Source organism: Melioribacter sulfuriphilus (assembly GCF_052656625.1).
In genome coordinates this window covers 154,863-174,859 of sequence record NZ_JBQXXK010000001.1, presented here as the reverse complement: position 1 = coordinate 174,859, position 19,997 = coordinate 154,863, and the positions used below count along the sequence as shown (strand labels likewise).

At 42.4% G+C, this 19,997-nt stretch carries 34 protein-coding genes; 25 read left to right on the top strand and 9 right to left on the bottom strand.

Annotated features, from left to right (window positions below):
- From ACUN8G_RS00880 to ACUN8G_RS00870, 3 genes are read right to left on the bottom strand one after another with little or no spacing between them, the layout of a single operon-like run.
- Positions 1-351, bottom strand: coding sequence for a head decoration protein (locus ACUN8G_RS00880; RefSeq protein WP_437347886.1), 351 nt, complete (start codon positions 349-351; stop codon positions 1-3).
- A gap of 29 nt (positions 352-380) precedes the next feature.
- On the bottom strand, positions 381-1,544 hold the full coding sequence (locus tag ACUN8G_RS00875) for a hypothetical protein (protein WP_437347885.1): 1,164 nt from the start codon (positions 1,542-1,544) through the stop codon (positions 381-383).
- A complete protein-coding gene (locus ACUN8G_RS00870; RefSeq protein WP_437347884.1) occupies positions 1,541-1,759 on the bottom strand; it encodes a hypothetical protein in 219 nt (72 codons plus the stop codon). Before ACUN8G_RS00870 ends, ACUN8G_RS00875 begins: the two co-directional genes overlap by 4 nt.
- Positions 1,760-1,912: 153 nt before the next feature.
- Here ACUN8G_RS00870 and ACUN8G_RS00865 point away from each other — a divergent pair, with 153 nt between their 5' ends.
- The 8 genes from ACUN8G_RS00865 to ACUN8G_RS00830 all read left to right on the top strand — a co-directional run bounded on the left by ACUN8G_RS00865 (position 1,913) and on the right by ACUN8G_RS00830 (position 8,420).
- Complete coding sequence (locus ACUN8G_RS00865; RefSeq protein ID WP_437347883.1) at positions 1,913-2,329, top strand: hypothetical protein; 417 nt, start codon at positions 1,913-1,915, stop codon at positions 2,327-2,329.
- Positions 2,326-2,580, top strand: a complete 255-nt coding sequence (locus ACUN8G_RS00860; RefSeq protein ID WP_437347882.1) for a hypothetical protein — start codon at positions 2,326-2,328, stop codon at positions 2,578-2,580. Before ACUN8G_RS00865 ends, ACUN8G_RS00860 begins: the two co-directional genes overlap by 4 nt.
- 10 nt (positions 2,581-2,590) lie before the next feature.
- On the top strand, positions 2,591-2,989 hold the full coding sequence (locus tag ACUN8G_RS00855; protein ID WP_437347881.1) for a phage terminase small subunit-related protein: 399 nt from the start codon (positions 2,591-2,593) through the stop codon (positions 2,987-2,989).
- A gap of 151 nt (positions 2,990-3,140) precedes the next feature.
- Positions 3,141-4,502: a phage terminase large subunit family protein gene (locus ACUN8G_RS00850; RefSeq protein ID WP_437347880.1), complete on the top strand. Its 1,362-nt coding sequence runs from the start codon at positions 3,141-3,143 to the stop codon at positions 4,500-4,502.
- Positions 4,503-4,515: 13 nt separating this feature from the next.
- Entirely contained in the window at positions 4,516-6,117 is a 1,602-nt protein-coding gene (locus tag ACUN8G_RS00845; protein WP_437347879.1) for a phage portal protein family protein, read from the top strand.
- A gap of 39 nt (positions 6,118-6,156) precedes the next feature.
- Positions 6,157-7,398, top strand: a complete 1,242-nt coding sequence (locus ACUN8G_RS00840) for a PBECR2 nuclease fold domain-containing protein (protein WP_437347878.1) — start codon at positions 6,157-6,159, stop codon at positions 7,396-7,398.
- A 186-nt stretch (positions 7,399-7,584) separates the two neighbouring features.
- Positions 7,585-8,157 carry a phage virion morphogenesis protein gene (locus tag ACUN8G_RS00835; protein WP_437347877.1) on the top strand — a complete coding sequence of 191 codons (573 nt, stop codon included), beginning with the start codon at positions 7,585-7,587 and terminating at the stop codon, positions 8,155-8,157.
- Positions 8,154-8,420 (top strand): hypothetical protein, encoded by a 267-nt coding sequence (locus ACUN8G_RS00830; protein WP_437347876.1) that lies wholly within the window; start codon positions 8,154-8,156, stop codon positions 8,418-8,420. The genes ACUN8G_RS00835 and ACUN8G_RS00830 overlap by 4 nt, the downstream gene beginning before the upstream one ends.
- A gap of 44 nt (positions 8,421-8,464) precedes the next feature.
- Here the strand turns inward: ACUN8G_RS00830 and ACUN8G_RS00825 are convergent, their stop codons facing one another.
- The 6 genes from ACUN8G_RS00825 to ACUN8G_RS00800 form a co-directional block, all read right to left on the bottom strand.
- Positions 8,465-8,653 (bottom strand): hypothetical protein, encoded by a 189-nt coding sequence (locus ACUN8G_RS00825; RefSeq protein WP_445480887.1) that lies wholly within the window; start codon positions 8,651-8,653, stop codon positions 8,465-8,467.
- 49 nt (positions 8,654-8,702) lie between these two features.
- Positions 8,703-9,188 (bottom strand): hypothetical protein, encoded by a 486-nt coding sequence (locus ACUN8G_RS00820; protein WP_437347874.1) that lies wholly within the window; start codon positions 9,186-9,188, stop codon positions 8,703-8,705.
- Positions 9,178-10,026, bottom strand: a complete 849-nt coding sequence (locus tag ACUN8G_RS00815; RefSeq protein ID WP_437347873.1) for a DUF4747 family protein — start codon at positions 10,024-10,026, stop codon at positions 9,178-9,180. The genes ACUN8G_RS00820 and ACUN8G_RS00815 overlap by 11 nt, the downstream gene beginning before the upstream one ends.
- Before the next feature lie 118 nt (positions 10,027-10,144).
- On the bottom strand, positions 10,145-10,528 hold the full coding sequence (locus ACUN8G_RS00810; RefSeq protein ID WP_437347872.1) for a hypothetical protein: 384 nt from the start codon (positions 10,526-10,528) through the stop codon (positions 10,145-10,147).
- A gap of 45 nt (positions 10,529-10,573) precedes the next feature.
- Positions 10,574-11,113: a hypothetical protein gene (locus ACUN8G_RS00805; RefSeq protein ID WP_437347871.1), complete on the bottom strand. Its 540-nt coding sequence runs from the start codon at positions 11,111-11,113 to the stop codon at positions 10,574-10,576.
- Positions 11,114-11,134: 21 nt separating this feature from the next.
- Positions 11,135-11,578 carry a helix-turn-helix domain-containing protein gene (locus tag ACUN8G_RS00800; RefSeq protein WP_437347870.1) on the bottom strand — a complete coding sequence of 148 codons (444 nt, stop codon included), beginning with the start codon at positions 11,576-11,578 and terminating at the stop codon, positions 11,135-11,137.
- Positions 11,579-11,879: 301 nt separating this feature from the next.
- Between ACUN8G_RS00800 and ACUN8G_RS00795 the strand changes: the two genes are divergently transcribed.
- The 17 genes from ACUN8G_RS00795 to ACUN8G_RS00715 all read left to right on the top strand — a co-directional run bounded on the left by ACUN8G_RS00795 (position 11,880) and on the right by ACUN8G_RS00715 (position 19,868).
- The gene (locus ACUN8G_RS00795; RefSeq protein WP_437347869.1) at positions 11,880-12,350 is read left to right on the top strand and encodes a phage regulatory CII family protein; all 471 of its coding nucleotides are present in this window, start codon (positions 11,880-11,882) and stop codon (positions 12,348-12,350) included.
- 68 nt (positions 12,351-12,418) lie between these two features.
- Positions 12,419-12,622: a hypothetical protein gene (locus ACUN8G_RS00790; protein WP_437347868.1), complete on the top strand. Its 204-nt coding sequence runs from the start codon at positions 12,419-12,421 to the stop codon at positions 12,620-12,622.
- A 25-nt stretch (positions 12,623-12,647) separates the two neighbouring features.
- On the top strand, positions 12,648-13,310 hold the full coding sequence (locus tag ACUN8G_RS00785) for a hypothetical protein (protein WP_445480886.1): 663 nt from the start codon (positions 12,648-12,650) through the stop codon (positions 13,308-13,310).
- A complete protein-coding gene (locus ACUN8G_RS00780) occupies positions 13,307-15,103 on the top strand; it encodes a Mu transposase C-terminal domain-containing protein (protein WP_437347866.1) in 1,797 nt (598 codons plus the stop codon). The genes ACUN8G_RS00785 and ACUN8G_RS00780 overlap by 4 nt, the downstream gene beginning before the upstream one ends.
- 2 nt (positions 15,104-15,105) lie before the next feature.
- Positions 15,106-15,540, top strand: a complete 435-nt coding sequence (locus ACUN8G_RS00775) for a hypothetical protein (protein ID WP_437347865.1) — start codon at positions 15,106-15,108, stop codon at positions 15,538-15,540.
- A gap of 89 nt (positions 15,541-15,629) precedes the next feature.
- The gene (locus ACUN8G_RS00770; protein ID WP_437347864.1) at positions 15,630-16,589 is read left to right on the top strand and encodes an AAA family ATPase; all 960 of its coding nucleotides are present in this window, start codon (positions 15,630-15,632) and stop codon (positions 16,587-16,589) included.
- An 11-nt stretch (positions 16,590-16,600) separates the two neighbouring features.
- Positions 16,601-16,891, top strand: a complete 291-nt coding sequence (locus ACUN8G_RS00765) for a hypothetical protein (protein WP_437347863.1) — start codon at positions 16,601-16,603, stop codon at positions 16,889-16,891.
- On the top strand, positions 16,864-17,085 hold the full coding sequence (locus ACUN8G_RS00760) for a hypothetical protein (protein WP_437347862.1): 222 nt from the start codon (positions 16,864-16,866) through the stop codon (positions 17,083-17,085). Before ACUN8G_RS00765 ends, ACUN8G_RS00760 begins: the two co-directional genes overlap by 28 nt.
- Positions 17,082-17,300 (top strand): hypothetical protein, encoded by a 219-nt coding sequence (locus ACUN8G_RS00755; protein ID WP_437347861.1) that lies wholly within the window; start codon positions 17,082-17,084, stop codon positions 17,298-17,300. The genes ACUN8G_RS00760 and ACUN8G_RS00755 overlap by 4 nt, the downstream gene beginning before the upstream one ends.
- Positions 17,272-17,514 (top strand): hypothetical protein, encoded by a 243-nt coding sequence (locus tag ACUN8G_RS00750; protein WP_437347860.1) that lies wholly within the window; start codon positions 17,272-17,274, stop codon positions 17,512-17,514. The genes ACUN8G_RS00755 and ACUN8G_RS00750 overlap by 29 nt, the downstream gene beginning before the upstream one ends.
- 1 nt (position 17,515) lies before the next feature.
- On the top strand, positions 17,516-17,932 hold the full coding sequence (locus ACUN8G_RS00745) for a hypothetical protein (protein WP_437347859.1): 417 nt from the start codon (positions 17,516-17,518) through the stop codon (positions 17,930-17,932).
- Positions 17,929-18,102: a hypothetical protein gene (locus ACUN8G_RS00740; protein ID WP_437347858.1), complete on the top strand. Its 174-nt coding sequence runs from the start codon at positions 17,929-17,931 to the stop codon at positions 18,100-18,102. Before ACUN8G_RS00745 ends, ACUN8G_RS00740 begins: the two co-directional genes overlap by 4 nt.
- The gene (locus ACUN8G_RS00735) at positions 18,083-18,586 is read left to right on the top strand and encodes a host-nuclease inhibitor Gam family protein (RefSeq protein ID WP_437347857.1); all 504 of its coding nucleotides are present in this window, start codon (positions 18,083-18,085) and stop codon (positions 18,584-18,586) included. The genes ACUN8G_RS00740 and ACUN8G_RS00735 overlap by 20 nt, the downstream gene beginning before the upstream one ends.
- Positions 18,583-19,035 carry a regulatory protein GemA gene (locus tag ACUN8G_RS00730; RefSeq protein ID WP_437347856.1) on the top strand — a complete coding sequence of 151 codons (453 nt, stop codon included), beginning with the start codon at positions 18,583-18,585 and terminating at the stop codon, positions 19,033-19,035. The genes ACUN8G_RS00735 and ACUN8G_RS00730 overlap by 4 nt, the downstream gene beginning before the upstream one ends.
- Positions 19,032-19,208, top strand: a complete 177-nt coding sequence (locus ACUN8G_RS00725; RefSeq protein WP_437347855.1) for a hypothetical protein — start codon at positions 19,032-19,034, stop codon at positions 19,206-19,208. Before ACUN8G_RS00730 ends, ACUN8G_RS00725 begins: the two co-directional genes overlap by 4 nt.
- Entirely contained in the window at positions 19,201-19,506 is a 306-nt protein-coding gene (locus ACUN8G_RS00720; protein WP_437347854.1) for a helix-turn-helix domain-containing protein, read from the top strand. The genes ACUN8G_RS00725 and ACUN8G_RS00720 overlap by 8 nt, the downstream gene beginning before the upstream one ends.
- A gap of 8 nt (positions 19,507-19,514) precedes the next feature.
- Positions 19,515-19,868, top strand: coding sequence for a hypothetical protein (locus ACUN8G_RS00715; protein WP_437347853.1), 354 nt, complete (start codon positions 19,515-19,517; stop codon positions 19,866-19,868).
- Positions 19,869-19,997 lie beyond the last annotated feature (129 nt).

Sequence of the window (19,997 nt, the reverse complement as noted above, 5' to 3'; positions counted from 1 at the left end):
TTATCCGATTTTACCGATGAAAATCGGAGTGCCTTCGAAATCCGCTTTTGCGGCGGTGTCCAATCCGGTGAGAGCGTCTTCGTTGAAGTGACCAGCCGCGTAAGCCATTGCGTTTACGTCCGCGCTCGTAGCGTCGACGTCTTCAGCGAGTATCAGTTTAGCTGTTTCGCTGCCGTCGGATGCGCCGTCGTCGTATGCTTTGTATTTTCCTGAAGCGGTTATTTTACCAAGGACGGTTCCGGCCGTAATAATGCCCGCTCCCGATGCTATTGTTACAGGCATCAATACGCGCGGGAAATCGCCCGCGAACAATTGCGCCTTGCTGTTTTCCTGAGTGTTTACCAAGTCCATTATTATTCTCCTTTAATTTTAACTGACGTTTAATTTTTCTTTGGATTAACGAACGATGCAATCTCTTTGCCAAGTATCTGATAATCTGCAAGTTTGTTGTCGCCTGCGGTTTGTTTTGTTGCAATCTCGCTCAGTTCTATTTTGTCAGGGAGCCGTTTAAGCAAATCTTTAAGGTAATCGTAAGCGCTGAACTGAACTTTCGTTTCAGCCGCCCCGTCCGAAGAAGATGAAAATTCGAGATTGCCTTTTTCCTTAACTGCAAGCAGAAGGTTTACAACTTTTTCTTTTTCTGCCGGAAGTATTTTCAATTTCATCTCCTGCGATTCGCAAAAGGCGAGAACTTCGTTCCTGTTTTTTTCGAGCTGCGCGGCTGATATGGTCTGAGTTGCCTGTTGCAGCTGCACTCCGAGTTCTTTGTTTTCTTTTTGCAGCGATTCCAGCGCGGCTTTAAGTTCCGGATCGACTTTGCTGAAATCGTATTTGCTCAAATCGACTTTCATGTCGTCTCCTTTGTTGTTGGATGATAATTTTGTTTCGTCGTAATCTTTATTCTCTATAATTACAGGAGGATCGCCTATAACTTCGAGATCGTATTCGGGCAGTATTTGGTCAGCTTCTTCCCTGCCGTATTTTTCGATGAACGCATTCTTAATGTTCCGGAAGAGATTTTTTATCTGGCTAAACGGCCAGCGGGATATTTCCATTGCGAACTCATGTTTATCGCCTTCTGCGAACTCGTATTGATATTCATCAATCTCGGCAAAGTGGGATTCTACGCCCGGCAAAGCGAACGAAAGATTTGATTCGCCGGATGAAAATGAATATGTGCCGAGTCCGTCGACCGCCGGCGCAACTTCCGGAGGCAGAAACCCGATATGGCTTAACGACAAAGTCTTCTCGTCGAGCGATACGCTGCGTCCCGGCAGCTCGCCGCGGTTAACGGCTTCCTTAAATTTTTCATTGACTGTCTTAGGAAGCGCAAATAAATATTTGCCTACGCGTTTAAGCGCGGCGATAGTGCCGAAGCCAAGCTTATCGTAACTTGGATGTTCCACTACGAACTGAGGCTCTTTGCCCAGGTCGGTATTTTCGATAATTTTATCCAGGTCTTTTTCTTCGAAGGTAACCTTCTTGCCGTTCTTTGCAACGAACGTCCCTGTTTTCAGTATCGGCATCCAATTGTAATTTTTCATTTCATTCGCTCCAACAAATTGACAAGATTAACTATTTGGCTATAATACCACCCTTTCCCGGATTTAATATTTTTATATGCACATGTTGTACCGCATCCAACGATGCGCGCTACTTCTTTAGGCGTAACTCCAAGCATATCTAATCTATCTTTTAATGAAAGATTTTGATATGGAATTGAGCATACTGTTTTTACAATTCCTGTTCTCAATAGCATTACGCTCACCCAGGTAAGCATGTAGACCTCGTAATTTTCTTTAACGTAAACTAAGAAATAAGCTCCGAGTAACTTTTTGAAATTTTCAAAAAATAATTCGCCCTCTGTTTTTTATGTTAGTTCAAAGATTATTCAAATAATTTCGAGGTCGCGATGTTTATCTCGCTTATGATGAACCAGGCGAACATTCTTAATACAATTGTTTTTATAATGTATATCGCCTTGCAGACATTGACGCAAAGTCTCAACCAGCCTCCGGCAAGCGGTTCGTATCTGCTCGAAACCGCTATCGCAAACGGATCAATCGGCGCCATATTATTTATAATATGGCGTATAACTTTTAAATCCACTCAAACGCAATTCGAATTCGCGTTGAAGCAAAATCAGGAACAGTTCGATAAGGCGCTTACTAAAGTTGAAGAACAGCACAAAGAAAGTCTCGAACAGAATCAGAAAACGATCGACAGGATATTCGAAATATTGAAGAAGGACGCGGACAATAAAGAAGTGCTTATCGGCATACTCACCAAGATGGAATCCGCAATCACAAATATCGAGGGTAAAAAATGAATTCGTTGAAAGAACAGGCAATTGGGCGTTATCAAATTTTAAAAAAACAGATCTACGACCTGAGCGTAAAAGCGCAGTCGATGGTTAAGGAAATCCAGGACGAGACGGAATCTTTCCTTTCGGACAAAGATTTTACGACTATGGATTTTAAGAAAGTCGAAACTCTTGCGCGGGAACTGCAAGCGCTGCAGGAAGAGTACGCCGAAAAAGCCGGGAAGATGGAACAGATTAAATCAACCTACAACCTGTAAGGAGAAGACGATGGGCGACCCGGCAGTAAGAGAGAAGGCTAAGCAGCTCTTCGTAGAAAACGGTTTGAGCATGGATACGATAGTTAAACTGCTCGACGGAGAGGTTAGCAGGAAAACTTTATACAACTGGCGTAAGCAGGACGGCTGGGACGATCTGCGGAAAGCTAAAGTGGAACGAACCGCAAAACTGCGCGAGCGGCTCGAACGGCTTCTCGAAGCAGCAATCACGGACGCCGAAACAAATCTTAATCCGAGGTCGATATTTGCGGTCGGGAAGCTGGTCGCGGCTTTGAGAGCGAGCGAATATGTAAACTTCTCCGATGAAAAGCTAGAAAAAGAGCGGAATGTAAAACAAGGGCTGTCCCCGGAAAATCTGGAAAAACTCGAAAAAGAATTGGGAGTGCTGTAAAATGAAAAACGCTCATAAATCGTTTTTAAGGGGCGCTTCTCCCTTCAGGCGACCCAAACCACTCCCAAAAATTATTAAACGAAATTAAACGCATTTACGGAAGAATTAAACGCATGTCCGTATCAGGACTGCGGGCGTTTTCGGAGCTGCGATGAGTAAAATAACGTTTTTGCAGTATCAAAAAGGCTGGATAACCAATCCAAACCGGTTCGCAATATGCGAAAAAAGCCGCCGCATTGGTATAACTTATGCGGAAGCTTATCGCGTTACAAGAGACCTTTCCACCAAGAACGTAAAGAACAACAAAGTCTGGTTCTCATCGGCTGATTTGTCAGCCGCCGAAGAGTTCATCGATTACGTCGGATTCTTTGCAAAGTATCTGAACGTAGCGGCAAAGTATGTAGGCGAAGTCGTAATCAGCAAAGAAGACGACATTACAGCTCACCGCGTGCGCTTTGCCAACGGCTGCGAATGCAACGCTATCAGTTCGAACCCTACAAGGTTTCGATCGAAGGGCGGCGACGTTATACTGGATGAATTCGCGCATCACCGCGAACAGGAAAAGATGTTTACCGCCGCAAAGCCTTCGGCAATGTGGGGCAACCGCGTCAGAATTATCAGCACTCATAACGGAGACGATTCGTATTTCAACCAGTTGATTAAGGAAGTGCAGAAAGGCAAGAACGGCACAATGAAGAACTGGAGCCATTTTAAGATTACTATTGACGACGCCGTTAAGCAGGGTTTGGTTGATAAAGTGCTGGGACGCAAAGCGACAAAGAAGGACATTAAAGAGTTTCTCGAAAGTTCATTTGCGGGTCTTACTCAAGAAGCAATCGAAGAAGAATTCTATTGCATTCCGCGTTCGAGTTCCAACTCGCATTTGCTGAGCTATGAGATTATTAACGCGATAGAACGCGATAATATATTGGACGAAACTCTCTCGGAAATTTCAGGCGACTTATATGTAGGCATGGATGTCGGTCGCAAGAATAATCCTTCTGTTATTTGGATACTCGAAAAATTAGGCGAGTTGTTATATACACGAAAAGTTATTGCATTAAAAAATATGCCTTACAGCGAACAAAGAGAAATTTTATACGGCGTTCTGTCTCATAGCAATTTCAGACGCGCTTGCATTGACGCGACCGGAATCGGAAATCAATTGTCCGAAGAGGCTCAAGATGCTTTTGGCAAGCTTCGCGTAGAACAGGTTACCTTTACTCCAAAAGTAAAAGAAGAACTCGCATCCAACGCTTATATAATGGCCGAGGGCAGAAAAGTTTTAATACCGCGCGATAAAATTATTCGCGAAGATTTATATTCGGTACGAGCCGTCACAACTTCCGCGGGTAATGTCCGTTACGAAGCGGAACAATCCAAAGACGGCGGACATGCAGATTATTTCTTTGCGCTTGCTCTCGCATTGATGGCGGCTAAATCATATTCCGGGCCGCTTATCGTCACCTCCGGAGCGCGCAGACAAATGAGCAGAATTTTGAATAACTATTAAGTTTGAGGTCAACATGGCTAAAGGACTCTATATAAATCCTACAACGTTCGTTCCGCTGAGCGAAATCAGCAGGAATTTAACGAGCGAAGTCGCGACGCGACAGTTTGCGCTCGGCGGTTTCCCCGGATTCTTCGGATACCTGCCCGATCCCGACCCGATACTGCGTAAACTCAACATGGATCAGACCGTCTACAAAGATTTACGCAGCGACGAGCAGGTAGGCGCATTGATGGCAAGAAGAAAGAATCTTACAAAAAGTCTCGACTGGCGCATAGAACAGGGCGACGCTACGGACAAAGAGCTTGAACTGTGCGAACGGGCTTTAACATTGCTCGCGGACAATAAGAACAAAATAAAGGATATAATTTCGCAAAGTCTTAATCCGATATTTTTCGGTTATTCTGTTTTTGAAGTAACCTGGGCGCAAATAGACGGCGCATTGCTGCCCGTCAAAGTGCAAGAAAAACCGCGCGAATGGTTTACCTTCGACGACAGGAATAATTTGCTATTCAGGACAAATCTGGATTATTACGGAATTCCAATAGTGGGAGACAATATCGATCCGAAATACGCTTATAAATTTATTCTGCTTCAGAACGATCCGGGATATGATAATCCCTACGGCGACAAAGCATTGTCGCGCTGCTTTTGGCCCGTAACTTTTAAACGCGGAGGGATGCGTTTCTTTTCGCTCTTCGTAGAGAAATACGGAATGCCTTTTATCTTCGGCAAGCTGCCCCGCGGAGCCAAGCCGGAAGATCATTACGATTTGATGACAAAGCTTTCGAACATGGTTCAGGACGCGGTTGCAACCGGACCTGACGACAGTTCGATTCAAATAATCGAGCCGCATTCGGCAAGCGCGGACCTGCACGAAAAATATCTCCAGCGGTGCGACAACGCAATCGCAAAAGCAATACTAACGAACGCGCTTTCGGTCGAACGCCAGGGCGTCGGATCGTACGCGTCGACCGAAACCGGAGCCGATACTATCGAATCGAACCTTAGCGAAGAAGACCGCGACTTTCCGACCGAGCTGTTCAATCAATTATTCAAATGGATTGTCGACATCAATATCGGCAGCGGACTCTATCCGGAGTTCAAACCGTTCGAGCTGGAAGACATTAATAAAGACAAGTCCGAACGCGACAAGAACCTGAAGGAGATCGGTTTGAAGTTCACTAAGAAATATTTTGTGAATAACTACAATCTTGAAGAAGATGATTTCGAGCTTGCGCCGGTCGCTGAGCCTGTCGAAGCGCCGGCGGATATTACTCTGCCGCTTCCCGGAGCGCCGGAACCAGCGTACTTGAGCAAACCTTCGCCGCTGAAAAAATTTTGGAATTGGCTTACTAATAAAAAGATAGAATTTGCAGAACAATCCGGCGGCATCTTCGGGGATAAAGTTTCCGGCGCTCTGCCGGATAAATTGCTTCAGTTCCAGATTGAAAATACACTTAAACCAGTCATCGAACTTGCCAATAAATCGAACAGTCGCGACGAATTCATTGCCGGGCTTTATGCTCTCTTCCCGGATATGAAAACCGACGAGATTGAAAATCTTGCAACTAAGATTTTATTCATTGCAGATATTGAAGGAAGGATTAATGTTTAATGTCATTCCCGCATAAGCGGGAATCTATAAAAAATAATTATGACAACAGAACAACTGAAATATTTGCTCACGCTTCCGCCCCGGCAGATAGTCGAGTGGTATAAAAGTAAAGGATATAAATTCGTCTGGAACTGGCAGGACGTTTGGCAGGAGCAGCACGCGCGCGCTTTTACGGTTGCAAAGGCGATGAAGCTCGACATCCTGCAGACAATTAAAGACGAAGTCGATAAAATTTTTTCTGAAGGAATTACTTACGAGCAGTTTAAGAAAGATTTAGAGCCGATGCTAAAACGCCTGGGCTGGTGGGGACGCGTTAAAGCAAGCGACGTTCCGGGCTACGATCCCAAAAGCGGAATCGACCCGGATAAAATTGTGGAACTCGGTTCGCCGCGCAGGCTTAGAACAATCTATCAAACCAACGCAAATGTTGCATACTCCGCCGGGCGTTACAAGATGATGATTGAAAACGCAGAGCAGCGCCCTTACTGGCAATACAAACAAATCGACCGCAAAACAAAAAGGAAATCCCATTCGTATTACGCCGACAAGGTATTCCGATACGACGACCCGATATGGAATACAATCTATCCGCCTTCGGATTGGAATTGCGGATGTTACGTTGTACCGCTTACCGCCGCCGAAGTGGAAGAGCGAGGATTGGAAATTTCAAACGGTTCGGATTTCCAAATTAAAAATATACCGCCGGAGTGGCAGTATAATCCGGGCAAGACTTATCCTGCATGGGACACAATACCCGAACTATATGCAATTTCAAAAGGTCAAAAAACTTATGCAGACTTCGGACGACTGCCTGCAAGGCAAATTAAAGACAGGCAAACGGCGCCGGATAAATTTCCCGCTCTCGATGCTGTAGGGATGCAACAGATGATAAATTTAATTAAGCAAGAATTCGAGCTTAAGTTCCGCGACTGGAATCTGATAGATACTTACGATAACGACAAAGCATTGATTACTCTCGATAGGATGATGCATCTGCTCGAAAAAGCTGACGGACGCGAACGATATATTCCATACATAAAAGCAACTCTGCAAAATCCATATGAAATTTATTTAACCGAATATGTTGATAGGAATGATGACGCGAATAAAACATTGCGCAAAACTTATATCGGCTTGTTTAACGACGACGAAACGAAGGAAGATATATTCGTCGTATTGAATATGATGGACGATAGTACCGTTTTCTGGAATGCGTTCCAACGGAAAACTCCGCAAATAGATAAACTGAGAGTGGGCGAGCTGTTATATGGCAGGTTGTGATTAGCTTTCATATTTTTTCTTTGACATATTAAAATCAAGTATATGGCAGATAAAAAACATTGCGTAGCCCTTTTGCAAGTCCCGCGCCTTGGGCTACACCGCTTACGGTTAACGCCGCGGGGCGTGGCTTGAACGCCGCCGTAAGGTCGGTAAACAAAATTATAATTAATAAAAAATAAAATCAACATGGCAGATAACCTCGAACAAATAAATGCCTTAATCGACAGTATCAAAGAACGATTCCTTCCGAACCGCAAATTGATGACTGCAATTGCAGAAGAAATGTATGCCTCTGTTATAAATGAGTTTCGTACTCAAGGTGCTGGCAGCGGCGGCTGGAAAGCTCTCAAACCGGCAACTCTAAAACAGAAACGAAGAAAAGGTTTTGCCGAAGCAATTCTGCAGGCACGCGGCAATCTCTTGCGGTCAATTCAATCTTCAGCTACTGAGTCCACTGCTGTTGTATCAACAAATCTCCGTTATGCAGCTATTCATCACTTCGGAGGAACAATTTCAATTGCAGCAAGAACTCGTACTTTGTTCCATCGAACTGATAAAAAAGGAAATCTGCTTAAACAACAAACCAATAAAAATTTGCTAATCTTTGCTAAGAAAAGTCATAAACAAAAATCTGCTTATACATTTGGACAACATGCATACAACATCTCTATTCCTGCGCGTCCGTTCATGATTTTAACCGAGCCTTATAAAAACAATATTATCAACATAATAAAGAGGCATATAAACGGCGTTAAATGAGGATTAAACTGAATCATATATACCGCTGCAAGCGATGCGGCGCGCGATACGTTATAATGCGCGGACGCGGCTTTAGAAGTTATTTGCCCGTGGAGCTGAAAGACGGGTCGGAAATTTACGACAATCGATTCGACAGATATAAACACACGAGTCATTTAATAAATTGTCCGGGTCTCCAGGCGCAGTGGGAAGAAGTTAAATCGATGATATACGCCCAAGAGAAGGAAGAAGAAAAAAGATTGGCTAAAGAATCCTTAAGATAGCTATTTGGATTCATTATGATAATAGGATTCTGTAGGTTTACCGCTTATTCCCATTCCGGTCGCAGTTTTTCCATAAATTCGAATTCTTCGGCATATTTTTTCTGCTGTTCGATGTTAACGTAAGGATGTTTTGCGGCATGATCTTCCAGCATTTTTTTTGCATTTAAAAGGTCTTCCCGAATATGATTCATGGCGGTGCGATTGTCTCCCGTTGTTTTCTTTTTCTTATCCATGCAGGGTTCTCCCCCTTCCTTTTGTCTGTCAGGGAAATAATTTTGCATATTATCCGCCTTTCTTTTTAATTTTTAAGAACTTTGTTCTGTACTGCGCGTATTTTATGGCGTCGTATGTTGAATTCAAAGTGGCGAATAATCCGTATGAGAACAGCAGCGTGAACAACACAATAAATATTTTGCATTGGTCTTTATCCCCAAGGCTTAACATGTACGAAGTTGACGCCGATAATATAATTGAATAAATCAAAGCGACGAACAGAATCATCAATGAAAATTTGAAGGTTCCTATAATTGCGGTATAATCCCCTTCTTCATCAAGGAACCGGACGAAGTCGTCATCCGACGCGGATATTATTATTGCCATGGCGGCAAAGAATACAGAAAATACGATTGACAATACCGATATGCCTATATCATATAATTTAACGGCAAACTCGTTGGATATAGTCGAAGGGATAAGAGCAAATAATAATACCGACAGAGCTAAGGCGACAATTAAATCCCATGAAAATATTATATTTTTAATCTTCATGCTTAAACCTGCCGAATATTTCCTTTATTTTTGCCATCAATATCTCGAGCGCTTCAGCCGGCTTAAGATTGTCTCCCGGCGCTTTTGCCGTTACAGGATTGTCGCCTGTCTTGACGGTTTTTTTCTCTCCGTCCATTTCTCCTGTAACGGCAGCCTGGCCGTAACCGTCGTCCGCCATTGATATTTTACTGTTTATTTCCTCATCATCAGTTATGTTTAAGTTCCCATCTTCTTGCGCTTCGTAATATTCTTTATATTTTGACGCTCCTAATTTTTTAAGTCTATCGTCTGTTCTTTTCCATATATCGCGGTTATTGGGATTCGATGGATGAAGATATATTTGCAGCTTTAGTACCTTTTTGAATTTTTTAATCGCTTCGAATATTTTTTCTTCTTCATCTATCGATTGTATTTCGGCGCTGACGAACATACCTTCCAACGAATGTTCAAAAAGCTTACAAAAATTTTTCCTAAATATTTCTTTAGATATTATTACACCGACCGGATGATAAGTTATTAGCCCCGAGTTGATATGAAGAAAAAATCTGGATTTAGCAAGAACGTAATTATTTATTTGTTGTTCTTCTAAATTGTGAGTTTCCGGGTTGGCAACCTCTTCATTGTAATTTGGACTGTATTTTACCAAATAGCCGTGTATGAATGAACCATGTTCGCTGTCGATCTCCTCTATATCGAAAAAGCCCCAGTTAGTATCTTTATGTTTCCAGATAATATTAGACTTAAGCGCTTTTAGTAAGAATTCTCTTTTATTTTCATAATGGGCTATAAGGTTTAATCTTCCAAAATAATATGTTATATCTCTTATATTCGGAGGCATTGCCAAACCATAGAAGCTTTAATAATTTTGAAATAATATTCTCATACCCGGTGAGTTCATTGCGCCGCATTTTTATATGCGTTAATATACCGCTTATTCCCATTCCCGTCAACAGAAGTCAATCTTTTAACGCTCTGCCCGTTTGTTTGTACAAGCTTATATTCTGCTCTATCACGCGCGCTATGCCAAGGCATATCAGCAATACTATTACGCTCGTTATTACGGACGCAACGCCCATCGAGAATAGCGCCGGGTTCAATATCCGTTCGAAACGTTCGCCGTTGTAGACCCATTCGAACGCTCTGCCTATTAGAACGAATCCGCCAATGAAACTGAGCGCAAAATAGATCCATCCCATCGCTTTAAGCCAGATTGCAATCTCCGAGGAAAAAATTCTTTTTGCCGCCGTTATTTCCCGCCTTTCAGCCGCTCTTGCGCCTTCTAGGCTTTCGCCGCATTTTGCGCAGTCTTCCGCTTCCGCCGCATTTGCAGTTCTGCACACCGGGCATATTATTTTCTTGTCGGTCATGGATTTTAATATGTCCAATTATTTTACATAATCTCTAACAAACATCATAATATTATTAATATGTTTAGAGCTTAATTCCCTTTCTATTGATCTTGCAGCTCCTCTAATTTTTAATTTAACAACTTTTGCATTTGATATTTTCTCAAATAATTCTTTAGAGGCTTCATATATAGCAATCTCCTTTATAACAGGGCCAGTATAACCTTCGACTACCTCTCTATGATTGTTGCTGCCATATCCGTTTAGTTCCACTCTATCGCCGTCAATCAATAATATCAATGATGCTCCTTCGCGAATGAACAACCAATCTTTATCTGTGTATTCCGCATAGAATTGATATTTCTTATTACCATCCCTATCAATGAATATTTGCGGGTTAAACAATAAAGAGCTTGTAGGTATTATAGCATTATCCGGCAAATAATTCCCATGCATCCTTATTATCTTATATCCGTCAAATTCGTCTTCTATTGTATCCACGCCATAAGTGTAATAACTGCCAATCGACGCGCAGGCGCATATTATGATTGTAATGAATATAGATATTATACCCTTCATTTTCCCTCCATATAAATGATTTTATGTAGTCTTTGATTTTTTATAATCAAGAAAAGCGTCCAGTAACTTCTCAAGCTTTTCTATCTCTTCACGCAATTTGAGATTCTCTTCTTTTAATCTTTGATTTTCTTTTATTAGTTCTTTAATTCGTTTCATTATTGGATGGTCATCATTGCTATGGCGTGCTATTATCTTTACCATCTCCTGCGTCGTTTCTGCATATCTCCCAGTAAGTAACCATGAAAGGTCACATCCTAATTCATTCAATTTAAGTAATATATCCGCACCGGGTTTAGATTCATTTCTTAAATAATTATATAGACTTTGTGGCTTCATATTAAGTGATGCAGCTAATTCTTTTATTGCTCCTTTTTTACCCCATTTTTCTATTGCAAATATCCTCAAACGCTCTCCAATATTTTTATTTTCTGCATTCGGTAATTTATTTATTTTTTCTGTTGACATATATTATGAAATTTCCTACTTTTGTTTAGTCACTATATTATGATAAATAAAAATAAGCTTTTATAATGAATAAGCCTATTAAATATCACAACTTATATAACAAAGCTGAAATAGCACGTAGACTTAAAATAGATCGTGCTTTTGTATCACGCGTGATGCGCGGGAAACAGTATAATAAAGCTTTATTAGAGCGCATTAGAAAAATAATAAATGATGCTGCGAAACTATCTTAAATAAATTAACAAAAAATGTCTATTAAAATTTTAACCGGGCATGTAAAAATTTGACGAGGGAAATTATAATGTCAATCCCAAGGTCGTTAAAAGAAGCGCTTTACAACACAATACATCGTAACAAAAAATCCATTAATGAAATTGCAGAAGAATGCAGCTGCAGCGCGTCGGTTCTGTATCGCTATTGCGCAGACGAGGATACGACCAGCTACGCCGACTTTCCGCTGCGCCGGCTCATTCCGCTGCTCAACGCCACAAACGACGATTCAATCTTAGATTATCTCGAAGCCCGCCGCGGAAGAATAGCTTTCCGCATTCCCAAAGTTGCAATAAAAAAGATGGACGAAGGAGTAATTGTGGAAGAATACCAGAAAGCCACGATCGAAGCCGTTGCGGCATTGAGAAAGTTTTTGTCCGAACCAAATAAAAAAAATTTCGACATTGTCGAAGACGCATTGATTAACTGTATGAAGTCAACTGCGTCCTGCAAAAAATATTGCGACAAAAAAATGAGCGGTCAGCTCGAAATGAATTTGTGATATTTCACAAGGGACACAAATGAAAAATGTAAATATTTATTTACAAATGAAAAAAGGAGGATGATGCCATGAATACATTGCTTCCAAATTATTCCGACACACAGCTTTTTCTAGAAATAAATAGTACAAAAGCGGAAATTGATTCAATTGAAAAAGAGCTTTTGGTGTTATGTTCGCTTATTGGCACAAATATAGAAAGACTTAATCTCGCGAAATCAACATTGATCGATCTGGAATCAGAATTAGAACGACGATCTAAAAAGAAAAAATAACTAACAGATCGGGGATTTTTACAAAATGAATATGAATAGTAATATAACTTTAATAAGACGGGAAATGCCCGATAGAAAAGAACGCGCTCTGTCAATTATAAACGCAATCCGTCATAATATATACGATGCTTTTTATCAAATGCAGATCTTAAGGGATGAAGAATTATATAGAGATTTAGGATACAATTCTTTTCAGGAATGCCTTATAAACGAACTTAATGTAAAAAAGACGACATTTTATGATTATCAGAAAATAATCGATAAATTCTTGCCAGAAGCTACAAATTTAAACGATTCCGCCATAGCGGAATCTCATCGGGTACCGATAAAAAAGCTCATTCTTCTTTCCCGACTCCCAAAGCCTCAAACGTTACGTTTGTTTAAAGAAGGAAAAATAAGCATAAGAGGACGGGAATTTACCATAGCCGAAATAAATAAACTGCCGTATGAAAAATTAAAAGTTTTGGTAACGAAGAAACATAAATATATTGACGAACAAGAAGAAATTGCGGTTACGGTTGAAAGCATAAAAAAGATAGAAAAGAATTTAGAGAAGAAATTAAATTCTTTCTTGGCGGCCGTATATGCTTGCAATCTTATTTCAGAGGCATCCCAAGAAATGATACAAAATTTAGCAGACGAAATAAGCAAGATTATTACGAATAATCTTAACGCAAATAAACGATGAAAATTATTAAAAAATTTCCGGAATCAGTGAATTCTTTATTGCGCGCTAATAATAATTCGGTGCGCAGTTCACATTTCGAGGATGATATTAAATCTCACTCCCTTACAGACGAAGAAGAACTACAATGCAGCGCGTATGTGGGAGTAATTAAATTGTATCTTGAATACCTAAATAAAAACGGCAAAGGCAAGGAATCGAGGGAAAAGTTTGTTAATATCTACAACGGCGGGGCGTATCCGGAACTGATGAAATACACCGGAGCAATAGGCAGCTGGAAAACCATCGAACGCTGGAAAGTGGATTATAAACGCTCCGGAAACGACATGCGCATATTCATGAGAAGCAAACGCAAACGAGGGATGCAGGTTACTCCGGAACAATCGGCAATCCTTATCAAGTACGTCCTGAACCCAAACAAACCTATAATTTCCGAAGCGATACGAATGGCAATAGAAGAATTCAAAGCAAAAGATATTACTCCTATTCTGAGCTCCCAGACGTACAGGAGATATTTGGACAAATGGAAAGTTGAACATTACGCCGACTGGGTATTCTACCGCGAAGGCGAACAGGCTCTTGACGACAAAGTTTTGCCCTACCTGGAACGCGATTACGACAGGATAGAAGTCGGCGATATTATAGTAGCCGACGGTCATAAGCTGAATTTTGAGATTATAAATCCCTACACCGGCAAGCCCAAACGCATGATGCTTATACTCTACTTCGACATGAAAAGCTCGATGCCCCTCGGATGGGAAATAGACCCGAGCGAAAACACTCAGGCAATCAAATCCGCTCTGCGACGTTCGATTATACGGCTGGGCAAATATCCCAAAGTAGTTTATATGGACAACGGTCGCGCTTTCAATGCGGATTATTTTACAAAGCCTGTCGAGATGCTGAACATTGTAAGCACATTCGAACGTCTCGGTATAAAAACAATTACCGCGATTCCGTACCACGGGCAATCGAAAACAATCGAGAGATTTTTCCGTACGTTCGGGGAACTGGAACGCCTGGCGCCGACATACGTAGGAGCGTCGATAAGCTCTCAGCCGCCGAGGATGCACCGCGGCGAAAAACTGCACGTTAAGCTATACGAAAAATTAATGAGCGGCACGACCATCGACATCTTTGCGGCGCATAAAGCGATAGCGTGGTGGTTCGATCAATACGCCCACAGAGTTCAACAGAACGGACATCTTAAAGGATTGACGCCGGCGGAAGTGTTCGAAGCGGGCAAAGGACCCGGTGTGGACAAAGAAGAACTCGACTTTTTGATGATGAAAACCAGAATAACAACCGTATACCGGAACGGCATAAGGATGTTCAACGGTCACTACTGGAACGAAGCTTTATTCGGCAAAAAATGGGACGAAGTGCTCGTGCGCTACGACATTCAGAACACCGATTCGATTTACGTTTACGATAAAAACGATAATTTTATATGCAAAGCCGAACGCGTCGAAAAGGTTCATCCGGCGGCGGTAATACTCGGCGACGAAGAAGACGTACGTCGGTTCCGCGAACGAATTGAAATGAAAGCGCGGATGAAAAAACCGATTGTATCGGACGCTCGCGAATTTCTGAAACAAGAGGTTTACCCGGCGGTTAAAGAACAATTCGAAACGAACGTGCTTCAGATTGAAGCCGGCTCGGAACGGCAAAGCGCCGCGGATAACAAACCCGCAAAAATAAAAAAGAAAAAAAGAGATTTGATCGACAGCTGGTCGCTTCCGGAAGACGCAAAGATTAAAAACATAGATTTAATACCTAAAGCAGCGGAGGGCTGAGGATGAAGAAAAAATCCGGAATGGAAAAGTTTTTGGAGCGCGTTAAAAAACAAAAAGCGCTCGGCATCATCTACAACATTCCGAACGTGGACGCGGCGTTGCTGGTTAACCGTCTGCTCGACGAAAAGAAACACATTGTAATCAACGCCCGCGACGCTTACACGTCTGCAATGCTCAAATACCGTCTCGGTTCCAAACTTAAAGTGAAAGGGCTTTCGTTCAACATGCTGCCTGAACTCCTTCAGGGGAAAATTATTACGGTCAACAACGCGGATATGATTAAAGAAAGCTATGCGCGCGTGTTCGACGACTTCCGCCGCTACGGCGTTCCTCTTCTTCTTCTTATGCATTCGGATTCGGCAATGAAAGACTTGCGCAAATGGCCGTCTTATACGCGCGTGATGACCATAGAGGCGGACTTCAAACTGCTGAATTGAATTTTTTAATTAAGCCCGCGGCTGCTGAGCCGGCAAGCATAGCCAGCCGCGGGGATTAACCTCACTTCAGAGAAGGAGGACTTTAAAATATGTCAAATCTCTCAAACGAGCAAATCCGGGCAATCATCGACCGTCTGATTGAATTCCAGAAGAACAATCCCGCTTCAATCTCGTCGGACCGCGCAGTCGGAAACAACACCGGCTACAGCGCGACAACTATTAATCAATTCAAAAACGGGAAATATCCAGCAAGCGGATCGCTCAGCGAAATTGCGCTTAAAGTTGCAAATTATCTCGATAACGTTTCTGCGTCGCAGCAGGATTACCTCAATCGCGGCACGTTAAAATTTGCAATGACCACAGCCGCTTCCCACATTTTCAAAGCGGCTCATTATGCATTAACCCAGGGAACTATTTCCGTAATAACCGGCGTGCCGGGATGCGGCAAAACTCACGCAGTCAAGGAATTCAAACGACGCAACCCGACATCGGTTCTTATCGAAGTTACGCCGTTGGTAACAAGACGCAGTTTAATCGAAGACATCTGCAACGAAATCCGTATTCCCGTTTTCAATTACAAAGGGGACAGACCGGTTCCTGTTTCTTCGAACGAACTTTTCCGTTCGATAGTAAACGTGCTGGGCGGCACGAAACGTCTTCTTATAATTGACGAAGGCGAAAACCTTACGGTTCAATGCCTTGAAGTAATACGCCGCATTCAAGACTTTACAGAAATCGGTATGCTGCTGTCCGGAACAGGCAGACTGCTGGACCGTCTGCGCGGCACGCGCAAGGAATTGCAGCAGCTCTTCAGCCGCGTCGGTTATCAGAAAGAAATAAAAACTCTTGAACTCGACGACGTGCGCGCAATAATTGACGTTAATTATCCGGAAGCAAAAAAATTCGCCGCAACTTTCCTGTCGCTCTCAAAACATAACGGACGCTATTTACAACATCTTATTTCGCTCGTTAAGAAGACCTCTTACGAAACCGGCGAGCCTTTGAGCGACGATCTTATAGACAGCGCGGCAAGTTCGTTATTAACATAAGCGAGAATAAAATGAACATTGAATTCACAGAGCACAGCTGCCAGAGATTCTGCGAAAGGATTAATCCGAATCTGTTAAGTATAACGGATTATAATCAGCGATTAAGAGCGGCTAAACGCTCTCTTAAAACAATATTGAAAACGGCATATTATATAAGCGACAACGAACGCGGAGTTCTTTTGCGCAGCAATCTTTTCGGGTGTGACATTATTATTAAACATAAAAAACTTATTACCGTCTACGCTACTTACAAAAACGGAAAAAGGAGAAAAAAATGTCAGAATTATATGCGGCAGCGTTAAAGCGGCTGCACAATGACATAGAAGAACTACTTTCGCAGCTGAAAAAAGTGAAGAACGATAATTACATGCAGTTATACAAAAGCTTGCAGCTGCAGAGACTAACCGAAGCCGAATACGATCTTATCCGCTGCTCGATAAAGATAAAAGACCTTATAGACCTTGAAGAAAACGAACTGAACGGTGATGCATTATGATGCGCGTCAGCCCGGAAACAATAGAACGCGATTTGAAAGAGCTGCAGGAAGCTCACGGCAGCGATTTTATAAGGACCCTTTGCGCCGCGGTAATATACGAATATTGCTGGTGGAACTGGCGGCAGATGAAAGACGGCATTACTAACGATCCGGATTTCATTGAATTAATTAATAAGAGGAACGGTCATGAAAAAGAACAATCAATTGAAAGTTGAAATAAACGTTTCTGACATTCTAGACGCGGTCTCGCCGGTCGATCTGATAGACAGACTTGCTCAGGCTGTATACAAAAAAATGTATGACGTCCCGTGCGAGAGCGAACGCAAGGAAATAATAGCCGCATACTGCACGCTCAAAAAGCTGCACGGCAAATTGCTCGAAGGCTGCGTTTATAACGACAGACGTATGAGAACAATATCGGTGAATTGAGATGTCTTTTAAGCAAAACATGAGAAAGCTGGAACGCATACAGAGATTCGGCGTAACAGTAGATCTTCCTCTGTTCAATCAGAAGGACGTTCCGGAAAAGAAGAAGCTGCCGGCATGGATATGGGACGGCAAGGGAATAAGCCGCCGCGCTTACGACGCATTCAAATCGCAGTTTGCTCAAAAAGAAATAGAATACCTCCGCGCCGTTCTGGAACTCGGCGGCGAAGCTACTGATAACGAAATTGTAGAGATCCTCGGATGGCCGCCCGGATACGTAAGCGCCAGACGAAACGCTCTTAAAGAGCTCGGAGTTATAGTTTCTTATGGCAAAACAAAACTTGGACCAAGCGGAGTGCGGAACACCGTCTGGTCGATTAACTTTCAAAAACTTTATCTGATAATAGAGGAGGCGGAATGATAATAGCGGCAGCTTTTGCGTTGGGCTCTCTATTCGGTCTCATAATAGGCGGAATGCTCGCATCCGGGAAAGCCGAAGACCTGGTCAGAGAAAATTATATGCTTAAAAGGGAAATAGAAGAATTACATCATAAAAACAAAGAGGAATGCGATGCAACTGAGAAACTTTGACGACGTAAACAACGCTCTGCGAGAAATAGCCGAGTGCGATTCGTTCATTGCCGACCGCGAAATTAAGATGAACGAAAAAATTAACGAGCTGAAAAGCGCATACGAAGAAGAAACCTCCGAAGCGCGCGCGCGCAAACTTGCGCTCGAAAAAGAACTCGAAAAATTCTGCATCAAAAACAAAAACGAGTTCGGAAGCGCGCGAACCAAGAATCTCCTCTTCGGTAAAATATTCTTCCGCACCACGCCGCCTAAAGTGAGTTTTCTTAACCGCAAATACACTGTAGCAACGGCTGTAGAGCTCGCTTCAAAACTCTTTAAGAACAAATACGTGCGCATCAAGAAAGAGCTCGACAAAGACGCAATACTGGCTTCGTATGCCGCTAAGGAAATCGACGACGAACGACTCGCTGCCATAGGCTTGAAGATAGACCAGCAGGAAAAATTCGGGTACGAAATTAATTGGGAAAATCTGAAAGAGTCATGACGGCGGCAGGCAGAAATATCGAACCGGTTACCAGGACGCAAATAATCAAAATTCATATTGCGGCAAAACAATTGAATCTTTCGCGTCAGCAGTACGAAGACATTCTTTCCGGCTTCATCAAGCCGGACGGTTCGCCCTGCACGAGTTCGAAGGATTTGGACCGCAACCAGGCGGAATATCTTCTAAGGATATTCCGCAAACTCGGGTTCAAGGAAACGAAACGCGGCAGAGTTCTTAAATACGAAGAATATTCGCGCCGCGACTATCGCTTTGCCGAGCCGCGCCAAATGCGGCTTATAGACGCGCTCTGGCATACGTCGCCGAAGGTGCGTAACAAAACCGACGCCGCGCTTAATCACTTTATTAAACGAATAGCCGGAGTGGATCACATCGGTTTTCTGCTTAAGAAAGACGTTCAAAAAGTAATTAAAGCCATACGGGAACTATGACAAGAACGATATTAATATCATTCGTATTATCGATATTCTATATGATAATAACGCTTGCGGTAATGCTTGTTATGTTGATGTTTGCAAACGCGCTCAAGACAATAATCTCGAAGCTATACGAATCGATATGCAATGAGATATATAGATTCATTAGCGGAGCCGGCGATGAATAAATACGACTGGATCAAAGAAATCGAAAATTACAAAGACTACTTTACTCCCGATCAGCGCGATCTGATTGATCTGATCGGATTCGATAACTACATGAAAATCCATGAGCATTTTGAAAAGACTAGCATACACATATCTTCCGCGCCGATAATGATGTTGAAAAAAATCTATGCGCAAAAAAAACATTCCATCCCGTATAATATAATTGCTCGAATTCTCGGCGTATCCGAAAAAACCATCTACAACTGGCGCGAAGAAAAAAATTACGACAATTACGATCTGTTCGAAGACAAAGAATAGGAGCCGCGATGCTGTATCTTTTTTGGAAAACATTATGGAATTTATTCGCCAAAGACAAATTTATCGTAAACAAAGGCGGATTGACAATATATCTGTCGTCCAATCTGCCTTTCGGCGCACAGGGAGTTTTTACAGGGTTGAAGGGCGCTTTCGTAAAATTTGTATTCTACAAAAACACAAACATAATAGCCTCGGAATATACCGAGCGCGTAATTAAGCATGAATATACTCATTATCTTCAGCGCAAGCGGCTGGGCTTTGTCGGTTTCTGGGCTACGATTATCTGGGCATACATTTGTTTTTGGAAAACTCACGACGAAAAACCGCTGGAGCGCGAAGCCGAAGAAAACGAATTTAAATAGAGCCGCTAAGATGAGATTTGACAAATACGACATACAGTTAATAATAGCCTTATTCTTCTACGTTTTATATTGTTTCCTTCTGTTCATAGGGATATTATAAAGTTAACCGCGAGGGGCAAAGCGGTCCGC

Coding starts and splice junctions, on each gene's coding strand:
- ACUN8G_RS00880 (WP_437347886.1), bottom strand. CDS start 351: ATGGACTTGGTAAACACTCAGGAAAACAGCAAGGCGCAATTGTTCGCG.
- ACUN8G_RS00875 (WP_437347885.1), bottom strand. CDS start 1,544: ATGAAAAATTACAATTGGATGCCGATACTGAAAACAGGGACGTTCGTT.
- ACUN8G_RS00870 (WP_437347884.1), bottom strand. CDS start 1,759: ATGCTATTGAGAACAGGAATTGTAAAAACAGTATGCTCAATTCCATAT.
- ACUN8G_RS00865 (WP_437347883.1), top strand. CDS start 1,913: ATGTTTATCTCGCTTATGATGAACCAGGCGAACATTCTTAATACAATT.
- ACUN8G_RS00860 (WP_437347882.1), top strand. CDS start 2,326: ATGAATTCGTTGAAAGAACAGGCAATTGGGCGTTATCAAATTTTAAAA.
- ACUN8G_RS00855 (WP_437347881.1), top strand. CDS start 2,591: ATGGGCGACCCGGCAGTAAGAGAGAAGGCTAAGCAGCTCTTCGTAGAA.
- ACUN8G_RS00850 (WP_437347880.1), top strand. CDS start 3,141: ATGAGTAAAATAACGTTTTTGCAGTATCAAAAAGGCTGGATAACCAAT.
- ACUN8G_RS00845 (WP_437347879.1), top strand. CDS start 4,516: ATGGCTAAAGGACTCTATATAAATCCTACAACGTTCGTTCCGCTGAGC.
- ACUN8G_RS00840 (WP_437347878.1), top strand. CDS start 6,157: ATGACAACAGAACAACTGAAATATTTGCTCACGCTTCCGCCCCGGCAG.
- ACUN8G_RS00835 (WP_437347877.1), top strand. CDS start 7,585: ATGGCAGATAACCTCGAACAAATAAATGCCTTAATCGACAGTATCAAA.
- ACUN8G_RS00830 (WP_437347876.1), top strand. CDS start 8,154: ATGAGGATTAAACTGAATCATATATACCGCTGCAAGCGATGCGGCGCG.
- ACUN8G_RS00825 (WP_445480887.1), bottom strand. CDS start 8,653: ATGGATAAGAAAAAGAAAACAACGGGAGACAATCGCACCGCCATGAAT.
- ACUN8G_RS00820 (WP_437347874.1), bottom strand. CDS start 9,188: ATGAAGATTAAAAATATAATATTTTCATGGGATTTAATTGTCGCCTTA.
- ACUN8G_RS00815 (WP_437347873.1), bottom strand. CDS start 10,026: ATGCCTCCGAATATAAGAGATATAACATATTATTTTGGAAGATTAAAC.
- ACUN8G_RS00805 (WP_437347871.1), bottom strand. CDS start 11,113: ATGAAGGGTATAATATCTATATTCATTACAATCATAATATGCGCCTGC.
- ACUN8G_RS00800 (WP_437347870.1), bottom strand. CDS start 11,578: ATGTCAACAGAAAAAATAAATAAATTACCGAATGCAGAAAATAAAAAT.
- ACUN8G_RS00795 (WP_437347869.1), top strand. CDS start 11,880: ATGTCAATCCCAAGGTCGTTAAAAGAAGCGCTTTACAACACAATACAT.
- ACUN8G_RS00790 (WP_437347868.1), top strand. CDS start 12,419: ATGAATACATTGCTTCCAAATTATTCCGACACACAGCTTTTTCTAGAA.
- ACUN8G_RS00785 (WP_445480886.1), top strand. CDS start 12,648: ATGAATATGAATAGTAATATAACTTTAATAAGACGGGAAATGCCCGAT.
- ACUN8G_RS00780 (WP_437347866.1), top strand. CDS start 13,307: ATGAAAATTATTAAAAAATTTCCGGAATCAGTGAATTCTTTATTGCGC.
- ACUN8G_RS00775 (WP_437347865.1), top strand. CDS start 15,106: ATGAAGAAAAAATCCGGAATGGAAAAGTTTTTGGAGCGCGTTAAAAAA.
- ACUN8G_RS00770 (WP_437347864.1), top strand. CDS start 15,630: ATGTCAAATCTCTCAAACGAGCAAATCCGGGCAATCATCGACCGTCTG.
- ACUN8G_RS00765 (WP_437347863.1), top strand. CDS start 16,601: ATGAACATTGAATTCACAGAGCACAGCTGCCAGAGATTCTGCGAAAGG.
- ACUN8G_RS00760 (WP_437347862.1), top strand. CDS start 16,864: ATGTCAGAATTATATGCGGCAGCGTTAAAGCGGCTGCACAATGACATA.
- ACUN8G_RS00755 (WP_437347861.1), top strand. CDS start 17,082: ATGATGCGCGTCAGCCCGGAAACAATAGAACGCGATTTGAAAGAGCTG.
- ACUN8G_RS00750 (WP_437347860.1), top strand. CDS start 17,272: ATGAAAAAGAACAATCAATTGAAAGTTGAAATAAACGTTTCTGACATT.
- ACUN8G_RS00745 (WP_437347859.1), top strand. CDS start 17,516: ATGTCTTTTAAGCAAAACATGAGAAAGCTGGAACGCATACAGAGATTC.
- ACUN8G_RS00740 (WP_437347858.1), top strand. CDS start 17,929: ATGATAATAGCGGCAGCTTTTGCGTTGGGCTCTCTATTCGGTCTCATA.
- ACUN8G_RS00735 (WP_437347857.1), top strand. CDS start 18,083: ATGCAACTGAGAAACTTTGACGACGTAAACAACGCTCTGCGAGAAATA.
- ACUN8G_RS00730 (WP_437347856.1), top strand. CDS start 18,583: ATGACGGCGGCAGGCAGAAATATCGAACCGGTTACCAGGACGCAAATA.
- ACUN8G_RS00725 (WP_437347855.1), top strand. CDS start 19,032: ATGACAAGAACGATATTAATATCATTCGTATTATCGATATTCTATATG.
- ACUN8G_RS00720 (WP_437347854.1), top strand. CDS start 19,201: ATGAATAAATACGACTGGATCAAAGAAATCGAAAATTACAAAGACTAC.
- ACUN8G_RS00715 (WP_437347853.1), top strand. CDS start 19,515: ATGCTGTATCTTTTTTGGAAAACATTATGGAATTTATTCGCCAAAGAC.